This is a genomic window from Rhizobium sp. NRK18 (genome assembly GCF_024385575.1).
Classification (GTDB): Bacteria; Pseudomonadota; Alphaproteobacteria; order Rhizobiales; family Rhizobiaceae; genus JANFMV01.
This window is the reverse complement of the sequence record NZ_JANFMV010000001.1, coordinates 3,300,957-3,318,948: the sequence shown is the minus strand read 5'-3', so window position 1 is coordinate 3,318,948 and position 17,992 is coordinate 3,300,957. Positions and strand designations below refer to the sequence as shown.

At 62.2% G+C, this 17,992-nt stretch carries 16 protein-coding genes; 12 read left to right on the top strand and 4 right to left on the bottom strand.

All coding sequences use genetic code 11. The features are described from left to right. Positions 1-40 precede the first annotated feature (40 nt). The 6 genes from flhA to NN662_RS15635 are packed head-to-tail and all read left to right on the top strand — an operon-like array spanning position 41 to position 4,739. Positions 41-2,128, top strand: coding sequence for a flagellar biosynthesis protein FlhA (gene flhA, locus NN662_RS15660; protein WP_261931158.1), 2,088 nt, complete (start codon positions 41-43; stop codon positions 2,126-2,128). Next, positions 2,125-2,886 (top strand): flagellar biosynthetic protein FliR, encoded by a 762-nt coding sequence (locus NN662_RS15655; protein WP_261931157.1) that lies wholly within the window; start codon positions 2,125-2,127, stop codon positions 2,884-2,886. The genes flhA and NN662_RS15655 overlap by 4 nt, the downstream gene beginning before the upstream one ends. A 12-nt stretch (positions 2,887-2,898) precedes the next feature. Then, positions 2,899-3,321, top strand: coding sequence for a hypothetical protein (locus NN662_RS15650; protein WP_261931156.1), 423 nt, complete (start codon positions 2,899-2,901; stop codon positions 3,319-3,321). A gap of 44 nt (positions 3,322-3,365) precedes the next feature. Next, a complete protein-coding gene (locus NN662_RS15645; protein ID WP_261931155.1) occupies positions 3,366-3,818 on the top strand; it encodes a rod-binding protein in 453 nt (150 codons plus the stop codon). A 10-nt stretch (positions 3,819-3,828) separates the two neighbouring features. Continuing rightward, on the top strand, positions 3,829-4,194 hold the full coding sequence (locus NN662_RS15640; protein WP_261931154.1) for a hypothetical protein: 366 nt from the start codon (positions 3,829-3,831) through the stop codon (positions 4,192-4,194). Next, complete coding sequence (locus NN662_RS15635; protein WP_261931153.1) at positions 4,194-4,739, top strand: hypothetical protein; 546 nt, start codon at positions 4,194-4,196, stop codon at positions 4,737-4,739. The genes NN662_RS15640 and NN662_RS15635 overlap by 1 nt, the downstream gene beginning before the upstream one ends. Positions 4,740-4,746: 7 nt before the next feature. Here NN662_RS15635 and NN662_RS15630 read toward each other — a convergent pair whose 3' ends face one another. Then, the gene (locus NN662_RS15630) at positions 4,747-5,772 is read right to left on the bottom strand and encodes a LacI family DNA-binding transcriptional regulator (protein WP_261931152.1); all 1,026 of its coding nucleotides are present in this window, start codon (positions 5,770-5,772) and stop codon (positions 4,747-4,749) included. Positions 5,773-6,066: 294 nt separating this feature from the next. Between NN662_RS15630 and NN662_RS15625 the strand changes: the two genes are divergently transcribed. The 5 genes from NN662_RS15625 to NN662_RS15605 all read left to right on the top strand — a co-directional run bounded on the left by NN662_RS15625 (position 6,067) and on the right by NN662_RS15605 (position 12,743). Further along, on the top strand, positions 6,067-7,422 hold the full coding sequence (locus tag NN662_RS15625; RefSeq protein ID WP_261931151.1) for an ABC transporter substrate-binding protein: 1,356 nt from the start codon (positions 6,067-6,069) through the stop codon (positions 7,420-7,422). Between the two features lie 109 nt (positions 7,423-7,531). Next, positions 7,532-8,767 carry a carbohydrate ABC transporter permease gene (locus tag NN662_RS15620; protein WP_261931150.1) on the top strand — a complete coding sequence of 412 codons (1,236 nt, stop codon included), beginning with the start codon at positions 7,532-7,534 and terminating at the stop codon, positions 8,765-8,767. 14 nt (positions 8,768-8,781) lie between these two features. Next, positions 8,782-9,945 (top strand): carbohydrate ABC transporter permease, encoded by a 1,164-nt coding sequence (locus NN662_RS15615; RefSeq protein WP_261931149.1) that lies wholly within the window; start codon positions 8,782-8,784, stop codon positions 9,943-9,945. A gap of 33 nt (positions 9,946-9,978) precedes the next feature. Beyond that, positions 9,979-11,634, top strand: coding sequence for an alpha-glucosidase family protein (locus tag NN662_RS15610; RefSeq protein WP_261931148.1), 1,656 nt, complete (start codon positions 9,979-9,981; stop codon positions 11,632-11,634). A 17-nt stretch (positions 11,635-11,651) separates the two neighbouring features. Further along, positions 11,652-12,743 (top strand): ABC transporter ATP-binding protein, encoded by a 1,092-nt coding sequence (locus NN662_RS15605; protein ID WP_261931147.1) that lies wholly within the window; start codon positions 11,652-11,654, stop codon positions 12,741-12,743. A gap of 69 nt (positions 12,744-12,812) precedes the next feature. Here NN662_RS15605 and NN662_RS15600 read toward each other — a convergent pair whose 3' ends face one another. Beyond that, positions 12,813-13,697, bottom strand: coding sequence for a phosphotransferase (locus NN662_RS15600; protein WP_261931146.1), 885 nt, complete (start codon positions 13,695-13,697; stop codon positions 12,813-12,815). A 344-nt stretch (positions 13,698-14,041) separates the two neighbouring features. On the opposite strand from NN662_RS15600, the gene NN662_RS15595 reads away from it, so the two are divergent. After that, complete coding sequence (locus NN662_RS15595) at positions 14,042-15,310, top strand: DUF2778 domain-containing protein (protein WP_261931145.1); 1,269 nt, start codon at positions 14,042-14,044, stop codon at positions 15,308-15,310. A gap of 87 nt (positions 15,311-15,397) precedes the next feature. Here the strand turns inward: NN662_RS15595 and edd are convergent, their stop codons facing one another. Further along, positions 15,398-17,215: a phosphogluconate dehydratase gene (gene edd / locus NN662_RS15590; protein WP_261931144.1), complete on the bottom strand. Its 1,818-nt coding sequence runs from the start codon at positions 17,213-17,215 to the stop codon at positions 15,398-15,400. Positions 17,216-17,288: 73 nt separating this feature from the next. Next, on the bottom strand, positions 17,289-17,990 hold the full coding sequence (pgl, locus tag NN662_RS15585; RefSeq protein ID WP_261931143.1) for a 6-phosphogluconolactonase: 702 nt from the start codon (positions 17,988-17,990) through the stop codon (positions 17,289-17,291). Between the last annotated feature and the right edge of the window lie 2 nt (positions 17,991-17,992).

Genomic DNA, 17,992 nt, shown 5'->3' with positions numbered 1-17,992 from the left:
TGCCCTTGAAAAAACCTCTCATGAAGAGACGGGACCGTAAATGGCGCAACCACCAGCTCTACCGCTACCCAAGGTCAATCCGAGCGGACGTGACGTCGGCTTTGCTGCCGGCATCGTGCTCATCCTTTGCATTCTCTTCCTGCCGATCCCGACCTTTCTCATCGACATGGGTCTGGCCTTCTCGATCGCGCTTTCCGTTCTGATCCTCATGGTGGCCCTGTGGATCCAGAAGCCGCTCGATTTCTCGTCCTTTCCGACCATCCTGCTGATCGTCACCATGACGCGACTGGCGCTCAACATTGCCACGACGCGCGTGATCCTGTCGCACGGCAATGAGGGCGACCATGCGGCCGGCGGCGTGATCGCCGGCTTTTCGAAGCTCATCATGTCCGGCGACTTCGTCATCGGTCTCATCGTCTTCCTCATCCTCATCGTGGTGAACTTCATCGTCATCACCAAGGGTGCGACGCGTATCGCGGAAGTCGGCGCGCGCTTCACCCTTGATGCCATCCCCGGCAAGCAGATGTCGATCGACGCCGACCTGTCGGCGGGCATCATCGACGAAAAGGAAGCGCAGCGCCGCCGCCGCGAGCTGGAAGAGGAAAGCTCCTTCTTCGGTTCGATGGACGGTGCCTCGAAGTTCGTGCGCGGTGACGCCGTCGCCGGCCTGCTGATCACCGGCATCAACATCTTCGGCGGCATCATCATTGGTTATTTCCGCCACGGCATGCAGATCGGCGAAGCGGCCGACGTCTTTGTCAAGCTCTCCGTCGGCGACGGCGTGGTCTCCCAGATCCCGGCGCTGATCGTCTCGCTCGCCGCCGGCCTCATCGTCTCGCGCGGCGGCACGCTCGGCTCGACGGACAAGGCCGTCGTCGAACAGCTGAGCGGCTATCCGCGCGCCCTCTCGGTTGCCGCAGCTCTGATGGGCCTGCTGGCGCTGATGCCGGGCCTGCCTTTCCTGCCCTTCACCTTCCTCGGCGGCGTCATGGCCTTCGGCGGCTGGTATATTCCGCGCCAGATCGAGGCGGAGAACAAGCTTGTCCGCGACCAGGAAGAAAAGAAGGTCATGCAGACCAAGGAGCAGGAGAAGGACTCCGTCAAGTCTGCCCTGAAGACCGCCGAAATCGAGCTGGCGCTCGGCAAGCTGGTTTCCACCCGCCTGCTCGGGCAGCATCAGGAACTCGCCTTCCGCGTCGGCAAGATGCGCAAGAAGTTCGCCTCGCAATACGGTTTCGTGGTCCCGGAAATCAAGGTGTCCGACGACATCGCGATCCAGGAAAAGACCTATCAGATCCGTATCCACGGCACGACGATCGCGTCCAATCAGCTGCGCGTCGGCGAAGTCATGGTCGTCACCGGCGCCGGCCGTAAGCCGTCGGTCCCGGGCGACGAGATCCGCGAGCCGGCCTTCGGCATGCCCGCCGTTTCCATACTCGAGACGTTTACGGAAGACTTGAAGCGCGAAGGCTTCCACCCGATCGACAACGTCTCCGTCGTGCTGACCCATCTGAGCGAGGTGATCCGCAACAACCTGCCGCAGCTTCTCTCCTACAAGGACGTCAAGGTTCTGATCGAGCGCCTCGACCCGGAATACAAGAAGCTCGCCGACGAGATCTGCACGTCGCACATGTCCTATTCCGGCCTGCAGGCGGTGTTGAAGCTGCTGCTGGCGGAGCGTGTCTCGATCCGCAATCTGCATCTGATTCTCGAAGCCGTGGCCGAACTCGCGCCGCATGTGCGCAAGACCGAACAGATCGTCGAACACGTCCGCATTCGCATGGCCCAGCAGCTTTGCGGCGACCTGGCCGACAACGGCGTCCTGCGGGTGCTGCGCCTCGGTCCGAAATGGGATCTCGTCTTCCATCAGGCCTTGAAGCGCGATGCCAAGGGCGAGGTCATCGAATTCGACATCGATCCGCGCAGTCTCGAGGAGTTCAGCGAGCAGGCGACCAAGGTTATCCGTGAATTCATGGACCGCGGGCTGCCCTTCGTGCTTGTCACGTCGCCGGAAACGCGCTCCTATGTGCGCATGATCATCGAGCGCCTGTTCGCGACGTTGCCGGTCCTGTCTCACGTCGAACTGGCGAAAGGCATAGAAATCAAGATCCTGGGCTCCATTTCATGATACCTGATCCGCAGGGCACTGTGCTGGCGCTGTTTCTGGTGTTCTGCCGAATCGGCGGCTGCATGATGGCCCTGCCGGGATTTTCCTCGATCCGCCTGCCGGCGACCATCCGGCTGTTCGTGGCGCTTGCCGTGTCGCTGGCGCTGCTGCCGCTGATCTGGGATGTGGTCTATCCCCGGGTGTCGGTTGCCACCCCCACCTATATCGGCATCATCTTTTCCGAAACGCTGATCGGCACGACCTACGGACTGATTGCCCGCTTCTTTGCCAGCGGCCTGCAGTTTGCTGGCTCCATCATGGCGATGTTCATGGGTTTCAACGCCCCGCCGTCGGCTCCCGACATCGTTGAAGGCAATCCCGAAAACCCGATGACCAGCATGCTGGTCTTTGCCGGGCTGATGATGCTGTTCGCCCTGAATTTCCACGAGATCGTCTTCCGTGCGCTGATCGACTCCTACAAGGTGATGCCCGTCGGCGTCTTCGGGCGCGACGAGACGCAGCGAATGCTGATCACGCTCACCGACACGATCGACATGACGTTCCACATCATGTTGCGGCTCGCCAGCCCCTTCCTGCTCTACGGGCTGATGTTCAACGTCTCGATCGGCATGATCAACAAGCTCGCCCAGCAGGTGCCGATCTTCTTCATTTCCATGCCCTATCACCTGATGGGCGGCCTCTTCCTGCTCTACCTCTGCATCGCCGCGCTGCTGCGCCAGTTCGCGGACGCTTTCCCGTCCGTCTTTCTCGGGCACTGAGGGGAGGGGGGTATGGCACCGAAGAACAAGTCGGAGAAACTGCAGCGACTCGTCGCGGTCCAGCGCCATCTCGAGCGCATGGCGGAGAACGATCTCGCCAAGACGGCCCGCACCCGCAGGGAGCTTGGCGAATCCATGGACGTCATCATGACGGCTATCGGTTCGGTCGATCCGATCCATCGGCACATGTCGCGCAACTACTCGGAACGCTTCTCGCGGCTGATGACCCAGGAGCAGCAACTCTCGGCAACGCAAAAGGTGCAGGAGAGCCGCGTGATGCGCGAACGCGCCAAGGCCGACCGCCTGGAGGACCGGATGCGCGAGGCCCGGACGGACGAAGCGCGAGAGGCGGATGACAACGCCATCTATGATCTGATTGACCAGGCGATCGCCTCCGCCGCATCACCAGCCTCCAGCAAGTTTCAAAAACCATAATCCTCCCGCTGGCCACGCATGGCCGAATCGCACGGGAGTTGCAGTTGGCAGACGGATATTCGACCGACATGACGCTGGATGCGCTGCGCGCTGTCGAGCCTGCCGTCATGAAGGTGCAGGACGATATTGCGCGCATGCAATTGCAGCGCTCGTCCGCGTCCGCGCGTGTCCAGGGCCAGACCTTCGACGCCTCGCTCGATGAGATGCGCCAGCTGGAAACGGAAGCCGGCCTCGATCACACCGCTCAGAACACCAAGCTCGGCAAGGTGCCGGAGACCTATCGCAAGTTCGAAGCGATGGTCCTGCAGCAGTTCGTTCAGTACATGCTGCCCAAGGAGAGCGAGCAGGTCTACGGCAGCGGCAATGCCGGCGAGATCTGGAAGAGCATGATGGCCGAACAGTTTGCCAACGTCCTCTCCAAGCGCGGCGGCATCGGCATTGCCGAGGAACTTTACGCCAAGGATCGGGCCAAGGCCCAGAACAACACCAGTGAATGAACGGTAGGTCATGGAAGTCATTTCCAACGAATACAAGATCAAGAGCACGCTCAATCGCCTCGAACTCATCATCGACGGCGAGAACCAGCGTATCGGCCGTGACCCTCAGTTCGACGTGAAGGTGTCGAACGACCACAAGAGCCGCTGCCTCTACGAACTGGCGATCCTGGTGCGCGACACCCGGATGAAGAGCCAGTCGGGGCTTTTTGCGGAAGACCTCAACCGGCTGAAGACCAAGCTTGCGCTGAATGCGCGCCGCGTCCACGCCCACATGGAGGCCGTCCGCTCGGTGGCCGATCTCATCAAGACCGCCGTCCAGGAAGAAGAAGCCGACGGTACCTACTCGCAGCAGCAATTCGGATATTGTGACTTCTGATGGGTAAGCTGATCTTCGCCGGTCTCTGGGCCTGTGCCTGCACGCTTGTCGCGGTTTTCTTCGCGATCAAGCTGGCAACGGCGCCGCCTGCGCCGGCCGAAGAGGAGCCGCGCATCGCCAATCTCGAACTCGTCAGCGGCGAGTCCCTGACCATCCCGATCATCGAGGACGGCAAGGTGACGGGATATTTCCTCGGCCGCATTTCCTTCATGATGGACAAGCAGAAGATCGAGGGCCTGCATCTTCCGATGACGCAGCTCATGACCGATGAACTGTTCACCGTTCTGGTCGGCGACAAGATGATCGATGTCGGCAAGATCAACGAATTCGACGTCGCCGGTTTTCGCGAGCGTCTGAAGACCGACCTGAACAAGCAGCTCGGCGGCGATTTCATCAGCGAAATCCTGGTGGAGCAGCTCGACTATCTCTCCAAGGACGACGTGAAGAAGAAGAACGAGGGCAACGGCCAGGACAAGCGGACGGTGACGAAGATCATCGACGAGCCGTCACCCTATGCCAAGAGCGTTCAGAAGGAAGGCCACTAGGCTCCGCTTAGGGCGCCGGGCCTGTCGAAGCCCTGACGATCAGCTCGGCCTTCCAGAGTTCGTGGTCGGGGGCCGACATGTCGCCGGCGATCCGGCCGATGAGCCGCTCCGCAATCCGCGATCCCGCAGCGCGCAGCGATGAGCGCGTCGTCGTCAGCGGCACACGGAAATTCTCCGGCTTCAGCATCGGCAGTTCGTCGTCATGGGCAATGAGCGAGATGTCTTGACCGAGGGTAAGTCCGGCTTCCCCGATGGCGCGGACGGCGCCCAGCGCCAGCACGGTACTGGCACACAGAACGGCCGTCGGCCGCTCCGAGGCGGGCACGGCGAGAAACGCGTTCATTCCCTTCAGTCCGGCCTCGTCGGTCATGTTGGAGTACTGGGTGAAACGCTCTTCCAGTACCAGCCCCCGCTCCGCCAGCGCGCGCTGCATCCCGAGACAGCGGCGGATGGCGAAATCGTGATAGCTGTTGCCGTTCAATAGGGCGAAGCGCCGGTGACCAAGCTGCAGCAGCAGCTTCGCCGCGTCGAAGAAGGCGGCCTCGTTGTCGACATCAAGGAAGGGATAGTCCTCCGGGTCGCCGAACGAGCGGCCGTGAACCAGGTAGGGAATGTTCAACGTGCGCACCAGCGCCAGCCGCCTGTCGTGCTCGCGCATGTAGGCGAGGAACACCGCATCCACGTTGCCGCTCGTTGCCAGCGCCCTGAGTGCTGCCGCTTCTTCGTCCGGATGTGCGGGGGTGATGATGAAATGGAAATCGTGTTTGACGGCCACCTCGGACAGGCCGTTGAGGAACTCGCCGAAATGCACGTCCGAATAATGGCCGGGTGCCACCGGCATCACCAGGCCGATCGAGCCGGCCTTGCCGGTCGCCAGACGCTGAGCCGTCCGGTTCGGGCGGTAGCCGGTCTGCTTGGCCACCTTCATGATGCGCTCGCGCGTCGCCTCGCTCACTTCGGGATAGCCGTTGAGAGCCCTGCTGACGGTGGTTTGCGACAGTCCGAGAAGCTCGGACAGCTGCTTCAGGTTCAAATTTGTGTTCCTCCCGGCGTCTTTAAAGCCCGTTTCCCACGCGGAAAACCGCTAAAAGCGCTTTGGGAAAGCGTAGCAAGCCCGTGGCATATCTCAACTGAAATTTCCAATGCTGCATTGCAAAAAACTTGCTGCAGCGCGAAATTCTTGCTCCAAACTTGCAAAGAACCTAAAAAAGCTTGACAGTTTGGCGGCAGACGTGGATTCAAATGTAATCCAAAGCGCTTTGACTATTGGGGCGTTTTCAATTTGGAGCTGGCAAAAATGCCAGAAAGCACGGGAGGCTTTGAAATCATGAAATATTCGTTGCTGATGACTGTTGCCGCTGTGGCGCTGACTGCGGGTGTGGCCGGTGCCGCCGACCTGAAGTTCAAGCCGGGCGAAGATAGCAAGTTCCATTGGGACAGCTATGAAGAGCTGAAGAAGACCGATCTGAAGGGTGAGCAGCTCACCATCTTCGGCCCGTGGCTCGGCCCCGACCAGGCGCTATTCGAGAGCGTTCTGGCCTATTTCTCCGAAGCGACAGGTGCTGACGTCCGCTATACAGGTTCCGACTCCTTCGAGCAGCAGGTCGTCGTCGACCTCGAAGCCGGGTCCGCCCCCAACATTTCCGTCTTTCCGCAGCCGGGCCTTGCCTCGGACATGGCCAAGCGCGGCTTCCTGACGCCGCTCGGCAAGGAAACGTCCGATTGGCTGGTTCAGAACTACGCTGCCGGTCAGTCCTGGGCCGACCTCGGCACCTATGCAGGCAAGGATGGCGAAAAGGCCTTTTACGGCTTCCCCTTCAAGGCCGACGTGAAGTCGCTGGTCTGGTATTCGCCCGAGAACTTCCAGGATGCCGGCTATGAAGTGCCGCAGACGATGGAAGAGCTGAAGGCGCTGACCGAGAAGATCGTCGCCGACGGCGGTACGCCCTGGTGCATCGGTCTGGGTTCGGGTGCTGCCACCGGCTGGCCGGCCACCGACTGGGTCGAAGACCTGATGCTGCGCACCACGACACCGGAAAACTACGACAAGTGGGTTTCCAACGAGATGAAGTTCAACGATCCGATCGTCATCAACGCGATCAATGACTTCGGCTGGTTCGCCAAGAACGACAAGTTTGTCGCCGGCGGCGCGGGCGCAGTGGCGTCCACCGACTTCCGTGACAGCCCGAAGGGCCTCTTCACCTCGCCGCCGCAGTGCTACATGCACCGCCAGGCTTCCTTCATCCCGTCATTCTTCCCGGAAGACGTGGTTGTCGGTGAAGATGCGGACTTCTTCTACTTCCCGGCCTATGCCGACAAGGATCTCGGCAAGCCGGTCCTGGGTGCAGGCACCACCTTCACCATCACCAAGGACAGCAAGGCCGCGGAAGCCTTCATCAAGTTCCTTGAAACCCCGATCGCTCACGAGATCTGGATGGCTCAGAAGGGCTTCCTGACCCCCTACAAGGGCGTCAACCCCGAAGTCTTCACCGATCCGACGGTGCGCAAGATGAACGACATCCTGCTCAACGCCACCACCTTCCGCTTCGACGGTTCCGACATGATGCCGGGTGCCATCGGCGCCGGCGCGTTCTGGACGGGCATGGTCGACTATGTGGGCGGCAAGTCTGCCGAGCAGGTCGCCGACACCATCCAGAAGGCTTGGGACGGCATCAAGAAGTAAGTCCTCGCGACTTGAAAAGACTTCTCCTGCCCGGCAATTTTGGCCGGGCAGGGGACAAAACAAAAAAAGTCGTGAGCAATGCCATATTGGTATCTCTTGGGAGGACACCATGAATCCGGCAATTCAGGCTGTGATCACCATCGTCATCGGCGTTGGTGGATGTCTTGGATACTTCTACTTGTCGAATGTCTTTCTCGACAAGGTTCTGTTTCCAGCCAAAGGCTCGAACGCCGGGCGTAACATCAACCGCGCCAACATGATCCGGCCCTGGTTGTTTCTCTTCCCTGCCATTTTCGCTCTCGGCCTCTATCTCGCCTATCCGGTTGTCGCCACCATCTGGCTGTCGCTGACGACCCGCGATGGCACGTTCATCGGCCTTGCCAATTACACCCGCATGGCCTCCGAGGCCAAGTTCTGGGAGGCGGTCAGCAACAATCTGCTCTGGCTCGTCATCGTGCCGGCGGCCTCCACCGCCTTCGGCCTCCTGGCCGCCCAGTTGACCGATCGCATCCGCTGGGGAAGCATCGCCAAGTCGCTGATCTTCATGCCGATGGCAATCTCCTTCGTCGGCGCATCGGTGATCTTCAAGCTCGTCTACGACGCCCGTCCCGCGGGACAGGACCAGATCGGCATTCTCAATGCCATGTGGCTGTCCTTCGATGGCGGCATCGGCTCCGTCATCGTCCTGCGCATCGTGCCGATGCTGCTGCTTCTCGCATTCTCGGCATTCGTGGCTTACGCCATCTTCAACCTCATCTGGCCGCTCGTCTCGCGCCGGCCGCATCAGCCCGATACGCCGGCATGGATGATCGGCCTGCGCGCCATCGCCGCATTGATCGGTGCATGGCTCATCTTCCTGTCGTTCCGCTCCATCATCGAATTGTTCTTCGTCGAATATCCCTATGGCGAGCCGCAGAACTGGCTGACGATCCTGTTCTGGAACAACTTCTTCCTCATGGTCGTGCTGATCTGGATCCAGACCGGCTTTGCCATGGTCATCCTGTCGGCTGCCATTCGCGGCATTCCGGAAGAAACGATCGAGGCGGCCGTCATCGATGGCGCCAACCCGTTCCAGATCTTCTTCAAGATCAAGGTTCCGCAGATCATGGGAACCGTGGTCGTCGTCTGGACCACCATCACCCTGGTTGTCCTGAAGATCTTCGACATCGTCTTTGCCATGACAAACGGCCAGTGGCAGACGCAGGTTCTGGCCAATTACATGTATTCCAAGCTGTTCGTTGCCGGCGACTGGGGCGTGGGCTCCGCTGCCGCCATCGTCATCATGCTGCTGGTGCTGCCGATCCTCGTCTGGAACGTCTACAGCGCCCGCAAAGAAATGCGATGAGGGAGGGCTAAGCCATGGCAACGTTCACAGCAAAGAAATCCGGTCTCGTCTGGGCGCTCCACATCTCCGTCGCGCTCTTGGTCATCTTGTGGCTCACCCCGACGCTCGGCCTGTTCATCTCCTCCTTCCGCACCTCGGACCAGATCGCGTCCAGCGGCTGGTGGGATTCGATCTTTCCCCAGCAGCAGAACATGATGCTGAGGACCGCCGAGCCCGCCAAGCAGAAGCAGGATGGCGCTCTCTTCGTCATCGAAGGCAATCTCTTCGCCGACAACAACGAGAATGCCAAGGCGGATATCTCGGCCTGGGGCACCTCGTCGCTGAAGATTTCCGAATACAGTCCCGGTGATACCGCCGACATGGGCAAGGACGGTCGCATCACCGTTCAGGGCAACGGCGACTACCGGCTGGAAAGCAATACCGAGTTCAAGGGCAGTCGCGGCGAGCGCGTCTTCCTCACGGCCTCCGCGCCGCCCAAGTTCACGCTCGACAACTATCGCCATGTGCTGTTTTCCGGAAACAACACGGACTCCATGGCCAAGGCCTTCTTCAACACGCTGACGGTCACCATACCCGCCACCATCATTCCGATCGTCGTGGCGGCCTTCGCGGCCTACGCTCTCGCCTGGATGCGCTTTCCGGGCCGCGCCCTGTTGATTGCGGCAGTCGTCGCCCTGCTGGTCGTGCCGCTGCAGCTGGCGCTCATCCCGCTGCTGCGCCTCCACCTGGAGATCGGCATCGGCAAGGGCTATCTCGGTGTCTGGCTCGCCCATACCGGCTTCGGCCTGCCGCTCGCCATCTATCTCCTGCGCAACTACATGGTCGGGCTTCCGCGCGACATCATCGAATGTGCCAAGGTGGATGGCGCAACCGACTTCCAGATTTTCACCCGCATCGTGCTGCCCCTGTCCTTCCCGGCGCTCGCGTCCTTCGCCATCTTCCAGTTCCTGTGGACCTGGAACGATCTGCTCGTCGCCAAGGTCTTCCTCATCGATGCGACCGGCGACACGACGGTGATGACGAACCAGATCGTCGAGCTTCTGGGAACGCGTGGCGGCAACTGGGAAATTCTGGCCACCGCTGCCTTCGTTTCGATGGCAGTTCCGCTCGCCGTCTTCTTCGCAATGCAGCGCTATCTCGTCCGCGGCCTTCTGGCCGGCTCGGTCAAGGGCGGCTGATTGCAAACCGAACCGTATTTAGGATTTTAGAGAATGAATGCAGTTTCCCCCACCGCTGGTGCCGCCGACAAGGATTGGTGGCGCGGCGCGGTCATCTACCAGATCTACCCGCGATCCTACCAGGATTCCAATGCCGACGGCATTGGCGACCTGAAGGGCATCACGGCGCGGCTGGCGCACGTCGCTGAACTCGGCGCCGACGCAATCTGGATTTCGCCCTTCTTCGCCTCGCCGATGAAGGACTTCGGTTACGACGTCTCGAACTATGTCGAAGTCGATCCGATGTTCGGTTCGCTCGCCGATTTCGATGCCCTGATCGCGGAAGCCCATCGCCTCGGCATCAAGGTGATGATCGATCTGGTGATCTCTCACACCTCCGACCAGCACGCCTGGTTCGTCGAAAGCCGCTCGAGCCGCGACAATGCCAAGGCCGACTGGTACGTCTGGTCCGATCCGCGTCCCGACGGCACGCCGCCGAACAACTGGCTGTCGATCTTCGGCGGGTCTGCCTGGCACTGGGATCCGACGCGCATGCAGTATTACATGCACAACTTCCTGACCTCGCAGCCCGATCTCAACCTGCACAATCCGGAAGTCCAGGAAGCCGTGCTCGGCGCCACCCGCTTCTGGCTGGAGCGCGGCGTCGACGGTTTCCGTCTCGACACCATCAACTTCTATTTCCACGACAAGGAACTGCGCGACAACCCGCCGCTGGCGCCCGAGCGCCGCAATGCCTCCACGGCCCCGGCGGTCAATCCGTACAACTTCCAGGAACATATCTACGACAAGAACCGCCCGGAAAACATCGCCTTCCTGAAGCGCTTCCGCGCGCTTCTGGAGGAATATCCGGCGATCGCTGCCGTCGGTGAAGTCGGCGACAGCCAGCGCGGCCTCGAGATCGTCGGCGAATACACCTCCGGCGACGACAAGATGCAGATGTGCTACGCCTTCGAATTCCTGGCGCCGGAGCCGCTGACGCCGGACGTCGTGCGCAAGACGCAGGACGCCTTCATGGCGGCCGCGCCCGAAGGCTGGGCCTGCTGGGCGTTTTCCAACCACGATGTCGTCCGTCACGTCACCCGCTGGGGTGCCGAGGTCGTCGATCGCGACGCCTTCGCCAAGATGCTGAATGCCATCCTGATGACGCAGCGCGGTTCGGTCTGCATCTATCAGGGCGAGGAGCTCGGCCTGACGGAAGCCGATATCGCCTTTGAGGATCTGCAGGATCCATACGGCATCCAGTTCTGGCCGGAGTTCAAGGGCCGCGACGGCTGCCGCACGCCGATGGTCTGGGATTCGCATGCGCTCAATGCCGGCTTCAGCGGCACGGCCGAAAAGACCTGGCTGCCGATCCCGGTGGAGCATACGCTGCGCGCCGTCGACACCCAGCAGGGCGTCGAAGGATCGGTGATGGAGCAATACCGCCGCTTCATGGCCTTCCGCAAGCAGCTGCCGGCGCTCAGCAAGGGCACGATCCATTTCGAGGATGCGGGCGATCTTCTCATGTACCGGCGCGAACTTGGCAACGAGAGCATTCTTTGCGTCTTCAACATGAGCGAGACGGCCACATCGGCGACGCTGCCGGCGGGCAACTGGGCGACGCTCGAAGGTCACGGTTTCGACAGCCCGCGCAATGACAACATGGTGGAACTGCCGGCGTGGGGCGCATACTTCGCCCGGCGGGCGTAAATAACAGGGAGGACGGCATGGCAGGTCTGGTTCTGAAGGATATCCGCAAGTCCTACGGGGCGGTGAAGGTTCTGCACGGCATCGATCTTGAGATCAAGCAAGGCGAATTCGTGGTCTTCGTCGGGCCGTCCGGCTGCGGCAAGTCTACGCTCTTGCGCATGATTGCCGGGCTGGAAGACATCACCGGTGGCGAGATGCAGATCGACGGCATGGTGGTCAACGATGTGCCGCCGTCGAAGCGCGGCATCGCCATGGTGTTCCAGTCCTACGCCCTCTATCCGCACATGACCGTCTACGACAACATGGCGTTCGGCATGCGGATCGCCGGCGAAAGCAAGGAAGAGATCGACCGCCGGGTGACGAAGGCCGCCTCCATGCTGCAGCTCGAGCCCTACCTGGACCGCCTGCCGAAGGCGCTTTCCGGTGGCCAGCGCCAGCGCGTCGCCATCGGTCGCGCCATCTGCCGCGATCCGAAGGTCTTCCTCTTCGACGAACCGCTGTCGAACCTCGATGCGGCGCTGCGCGTCGCCACCCGCATCGAGATCGCCAAGCTCAACGAGAGCATGCCGGACACGACGATGATCTACGTCACCCACGACCAGGTCGAGGCGATGACACTCGCCGACCGAATCGTGGTGCTTTCCGCCGGTCGCATCGAGCAGGTCGGTGCACCGCTCGAACTCTACGAACGCCCGGCAAACCTGTTCGTTGCCCGCTTCATCGGCTCGCCGGCCATGAACATCATTCCGGCCGAGATCACCGCAGCGGGCGCGCAGACGACCGTCCGCCTTCCCGACGGCAAGACCGTTGCCGTTCCGATCGCGACGAATGAAGGCGAGAAGGGCAAGAAGGCGAGCTTCGGCGTCCGTCCCGAAGACCTGACGATTGCCGAAGGCGATGACTTCCTGTTCGAAGGCCACGCATCCATCGTCGAGGCGCTCGGCGAAGTGACGCTGATCTATGTCGAGGGCCTGACCGAAGACGAGCCGATCATCGCCAAGGTGCCGGGCATTCTGAAGGTCAACAAGGGCGACCGCCTGCGCTTTGCCGCCGATCCCGCCAAGCTTCATCTGTTCACAGCGGACGGCAAGACCTACCGCAAGGATTGATCGCGGTGTTTCCACCTAACGGCTTTGAAGCGGCGGCGGATGATATCCGCCGCCGCTTTGTTTTATCTATCAAAGCAACAATCCAAGCCTCGACAGCGTCAGCCGGCATTGCCGGCAAAGCGCCTCGTTTTTCCCGCCGCGATAGTAGCTGAGCGCAATGACGGCACCATAGAGCGCCCAGCCCTTGGCCCGTTGCCAATCGCCGTCATCGAGTTCAAGTGCATCCCGGAACTGCTTCCTCGAACTCGGCTGTATCCACGTCCAGGCGGCGGCATGGTCCGCGGCAGGGTCGCCGACCGCCGACAAGCCCCAGTCGATCACGGCAACGAGTCTTCCGTCCTTTGCCAGCAGATTGTCGCCCTTCAGGTCACCATGCAGCCAGACGGGCTCGGAGCGATGGCGTTCATCGACAACCGAAGCCCAGAGGTCTTTCGCGGCGCGCGTATCGATCTCGTCGGCGAGAAGATTGATGGAGGAGAGCGTTGCCTGCGTCATCTCGGAAAGCGGCACGCCGCGCCGGGAGTTGAGCGGGCCGGACACCGGTGCTCCTTCAGTCGGTTGTCGATGCAGCGCCTTGATGAACACCGCCAGCGCCACCGCAGCTTCATCCGCATCGCCAATCGCCTCGGGCGTGGCGATCGCTCCGTCGATCCAGTCGAATATGCCGAACTCGCAGGGCTGGCCGAGGTTGATGCCCCCGCGATGCCGCAGCCGCGGGATCGCCAGCGGCAGGCCAATGAGGCGTGGCAGCCAGTCGAGTTCCTTGGACAGAAACGCGATCGCGCTTTCCCTCAGCGGCAGCCTCAACAGCAGTTCGTTGCCAAGGCGGAACAGGGCGTTGTCCGTGCCTGAGGAGTTGATGCGATGCATGGGCAGATCCGCCCATAGTGGCGTCTGTTCGGCAAGCTGGCGGCGTATCGCTGCCACGTCGATCGCAAGGCTGTCTGCGTGCATGCTCTTCGCTCTCCCGCGGACGAGGTTGTCGTTCCTGTGAGTGGCATCTCGCCTATGATTAACGCAGATGCCTAGCTCCTCCGGTGACCTTGTCTTCAAATGATCACGGCTGTGAGACATTAATGCCGCATTTCCGGCTATTCATCGGCGTCCATGATTGACGGGTTCAAATTCTCACGCAGCCGTAAAGACTTTGGTTACCAAGTTTCTTCATCCTTCAAGTCAGGTCCGAGGGCGTGACCGCGGTGATAGACAAGGCCGCATCCGCCACGAGTTTGAGTACCGCCGGACACGCGCGTCCTTTTAGCGCGGCGACGGCAACCTGTTTGTAGATGAGTTTCAGTATGGCGTTTGCGACCGATTACTACCCGGCGAAGCCGGGCTTCAGACTTCCGGTTCTGCCGGCCCTCCCGCGCCTGATGTCCGGCGCAGCCTTCGTCGGCGGCACGCTCGCCGTCGGCCTCTGGGTATCCGCGACGCTTGGCGCGCTGCACGGCATTTCAACGACATCTTCGGACCGAAGTGCAGACTTCAGGACAAGCCTGCTCTTGGCCGCGCCGCGCCAGTCTTCCGGTCCGGCGACATGGACACGCTACAGCCGGCCGGCCAACCGTGCGACGGGTGAAACGCTGGCGGCTCTGAAGACGCCGGACGCGCAACCGCTCGACACCAGCGGCCGCTCCATCGTCAAGCAGGCACTCGTCGCCGATATCGCCGAACGGGCGCTCGACAATCGCTGGGCATCTGCGGCTGCCGCAAAGCAGGGCGACACGCAGCTGGCTGCCGCCGAGACCACGCTCGGAACGGCGCTGAGAAATCATCTCGACCGCAAGATCACCACCGCCGCGCTGGCAAGCGCACAGGCACCCGGCGCACTGGTCTCCGGCCTGCCGCCGGCACTCAAATCGACGCCGGCGCAGATCGCCGCCGCCGCGGCCCAGCCGTCCGCGATCGAGCTTGCCATGCTGCCGGAAGCCGTACCCGCGCCGATGGTCAGGCCGCAGCCCGATCCGTTCAACGAAGTGCTCGCGGGTGGCAAGGCGAAAGCCAATGGTGACAAGGGTGACGCCAGCATCCCGCTGAAGCCGGCGCCGGAGAAAACCGGCCCGAAGACATTGCTCGCCTATGCCCGTCCAGATGAGCCGATGGACGACAGCGATGTCCGCCCCTCGCTCCTGCGCAAGCAGGCGGCTCTGCCGGGTCCCGTCAGCAAGGTAGCCGTCTACGATATCACCGCGCAGACCGTCTACATGCCTGACGGCCGCAAGATGGTCGCCCATTCGGGCCGCGGCAAGATGCGCGACAAGCCAAAATACATCAGCGTTGCAAGCTGGGGCCCGACCCCGCCGAACGTCTATCGCCTGAGCAAGCGTGAAGCCCTGTTCCATGGCGTGGAAGCCCTGCGCATGACGCCGGTCGGCGGTGAGAAGATGTTCGGTCGCAACGGCTTCCTGACCCACTCCTACCTGCGTCGCGTGCCGGGCGATTCCGCCGGCTGCATTGCCTTTGCGAACTACCCGGCGTTCCTGGCCGCCTACAAGCGCGGTGAGGTCAAGACCGTGATCGTGGTGCCGAGCATCGATGAGCTGCCGCGCTACATGGCGATGCTCTGAGGCAGTTTCGGGATTTCAATGAAAACGGCCGCGCCTGGAATGAGGCGCGGCCGTTTTCGTTGGTCTGGTTGCTCTGTCTGGCGATGCCTAGAACAGCACGCTGGCGCCCGTGTCGGCCGTGCCGGCGGCGAGGCGGAAGGGTGCGAAGAGTTCGCGGCCCATGCCAAACTCGTTTTCGGACAGGTCGGCGACCACCGGCTGGCGGGTGTCGAACTCGGCCTTGTCGACAAGCACTTCGACCGTGCCGGTGACGGCGTCGATGCGGATCATGTCGCCGTCCTTGATCTTGGCGATCGGTCCGCCTTCCGCTGCTTCCGGCGTCAGGTGGATGGCGGCCGGCACCTTGCCCGAAGCACCCGACATGCGGCCGTCGGTCAGAAGCGCCACCTTGTGGCCGCGGTCCTGCAGGACGCCGAGGGGAGGGGTGAGCTTGTGCAGTTCCGGCATGCCGTTGGCCTTGGGGCCCTGGAAGCGGACGACGGCGACGAAATCGCGGTCGAGCTTGCCGGACTTGAAAGCGTCCTGAATGTCGTGCTGGCTGTGGAAGACGACGGCCGGCGCTTCGATGACATGGCGCTCGGGCTTCACGGCGGAAATCTTGATCACTGCCTTGCCGAGATTACCGGTCAGCATCTTCAGACCGCCATTCGCCTGGAAGGGCTCGGAGATCGTCGACAGAACCTTCGGATCATGGCTGACGTCGGGTGCCTCGTAGCGGCCGACCGTGCCATCGGAATTGAGCTTCGGCTCGATCGTGTAGGCCTCGAGACCCTGGCCGTAGACCGTCCGCACGTCGTCATGCAGCAGCCCCTGCTTCAGAAGCTGCTTGATCAGGAAGCCGAGGCCGCCTGCGGCGTGGAAATGGTTCACGTCGGCAAGGCCGTTCGGATAGACGCGGGCGAGAAGCGGAATGGCATCGGAGAGATCCGAAATGTCTTCCCAGGTCAACACGATGCCGGCGGCGCGCGCCATGGCGACGAGGTGCATGGTGTGGTTGGTCGAGCCGCCGGTCGCATGCAGGCCGACAACGCCGTTGACGACCGAGCGTTCGTCGATCATTTCGCCGGCGGGCGTGAAGTCGTTGCCGAGCGCGGTGATCGCCAGCGCCCGCTTGGTGGCTTCGCGCGTCAGCGCGTCGCGCAGCGGCGTGTTCGGATTGACGAAGGAGGCGCCGGGCATGTGGAAGCCCATGATCTCCATCAGCATCTGGTTGGAGTTGGCGGTGCCGTAGAAGGTGCAGGTGCCCGGGCCGTGATAGGACTTGGATTCGGCTTCCAGCAGTTCCTTGCGGCCGACCTTGCCTTCCGCATAGAGCTGGCGGATGCGCGACTTCTCGTCGTTCGGCAGGCCCGAGGTCATCGGCCCGGCCGGAATGAAGACCGCCGGCAGGTGGCCGAAGGAGAGGGCGGCGATCACCAGACCGGGAACGATCTTGTCGCAGACGCCGAGATAGACGGCCGCGTCGAACATGTTGTGCGAGAGGCCGACACCGGCTGCCATGGCGATCAGGTCGCGGGAAAACAGCGACAGTTCCATGCCCGGCTGGCCCTGGGTGACACCGTCGCACATGGCCGGCACGCCGCCGGCGACCTGGGCGACCCCGCCCGCCTCGTGGGCGGCCTCGCGGATCAGCGCCGGATAGGTCTCGAACGGCTGGTGCGCCGACAGCATATCGTTATAGGCGGTGATGATGCCGAGATTGGCGACGCGGTCACCCGCAAGAGCCGCCTTCTCGGAGGGGGAACAGACGGCAAATCCGTGTGCGAGGTTGCCGCAGGACAGCACCGCGCGGTGCGGGCCCTTCGCGGCGGCGGCGCGCACGCGATCGAGATAGCGTTCGCGGGTCGGCTTGGAGCGCTCGACGATGCGGGCGGTGACGGCGGCAATGCGGGAGTCGGCAGTCATGGTCTTTAAATCCCATCCTGTTCGTTATCGTGTTTGCTGGCGGCGATCTCCGCCGCATGGGGCGCAATCCGGATTAAGGCGCCCAGTAAATCTCGACCGGCGAAGCGGCCCGGCGCAGGATCGCCCGGATCGGCATGTCCTCTTCAGCGCCGTCTTCCTCGGCCTTCTTGAGCACGGTCATCTTGCCGTCGCCCTCAATGTGCAGCACCAGAAGATCAGCATCCTGGAGCGCCGAGAAGGTGAAGGTCACGCGCGGTTCGCCGGCGCCTTCCGCCTGCATGGCGATGACGCCGCGCGGCGTATCGGCGGCAAGCGCGGTGGCGAGATTGTCGCCACCCGGGAAGAACGAGGCCGTATGGCCGTCGGTGCCCATTCCCAGAATAGCAGCGTCGAAAGGTCTTTCAATGACGGAAGCTGTTTCGGTGCTGGCGATCACGGCACCTGCCGCCGCATCGGCTGCTTCGTAATAGAGCGGCAGGAAGGTGGCAGCCGCCGCCTTGCCTGTCAGCAGGTTTTCCTGGACGAGCTTGTGGTTCGAGCGTGGATCGTCCGCCGGCACATATCGTTCGTCAACCAGCGTCACCGTGACATTGCTCCAGTCGACCGGACAGCCGGAGAGCGCCTTGAAAAAGGCCTTCGGCGTCGACCCGCCGGAAACGGCCAGCGTCGCCTTGCCCCGCGCGGCAATCGCCGCGGAAAGCACGCCGGCCACCTTGTCGGCCAGGGCGGCGGCGAGGGCGCTGCCATTCTCGAACGTGTGCAGTGTGGTCGGCATTG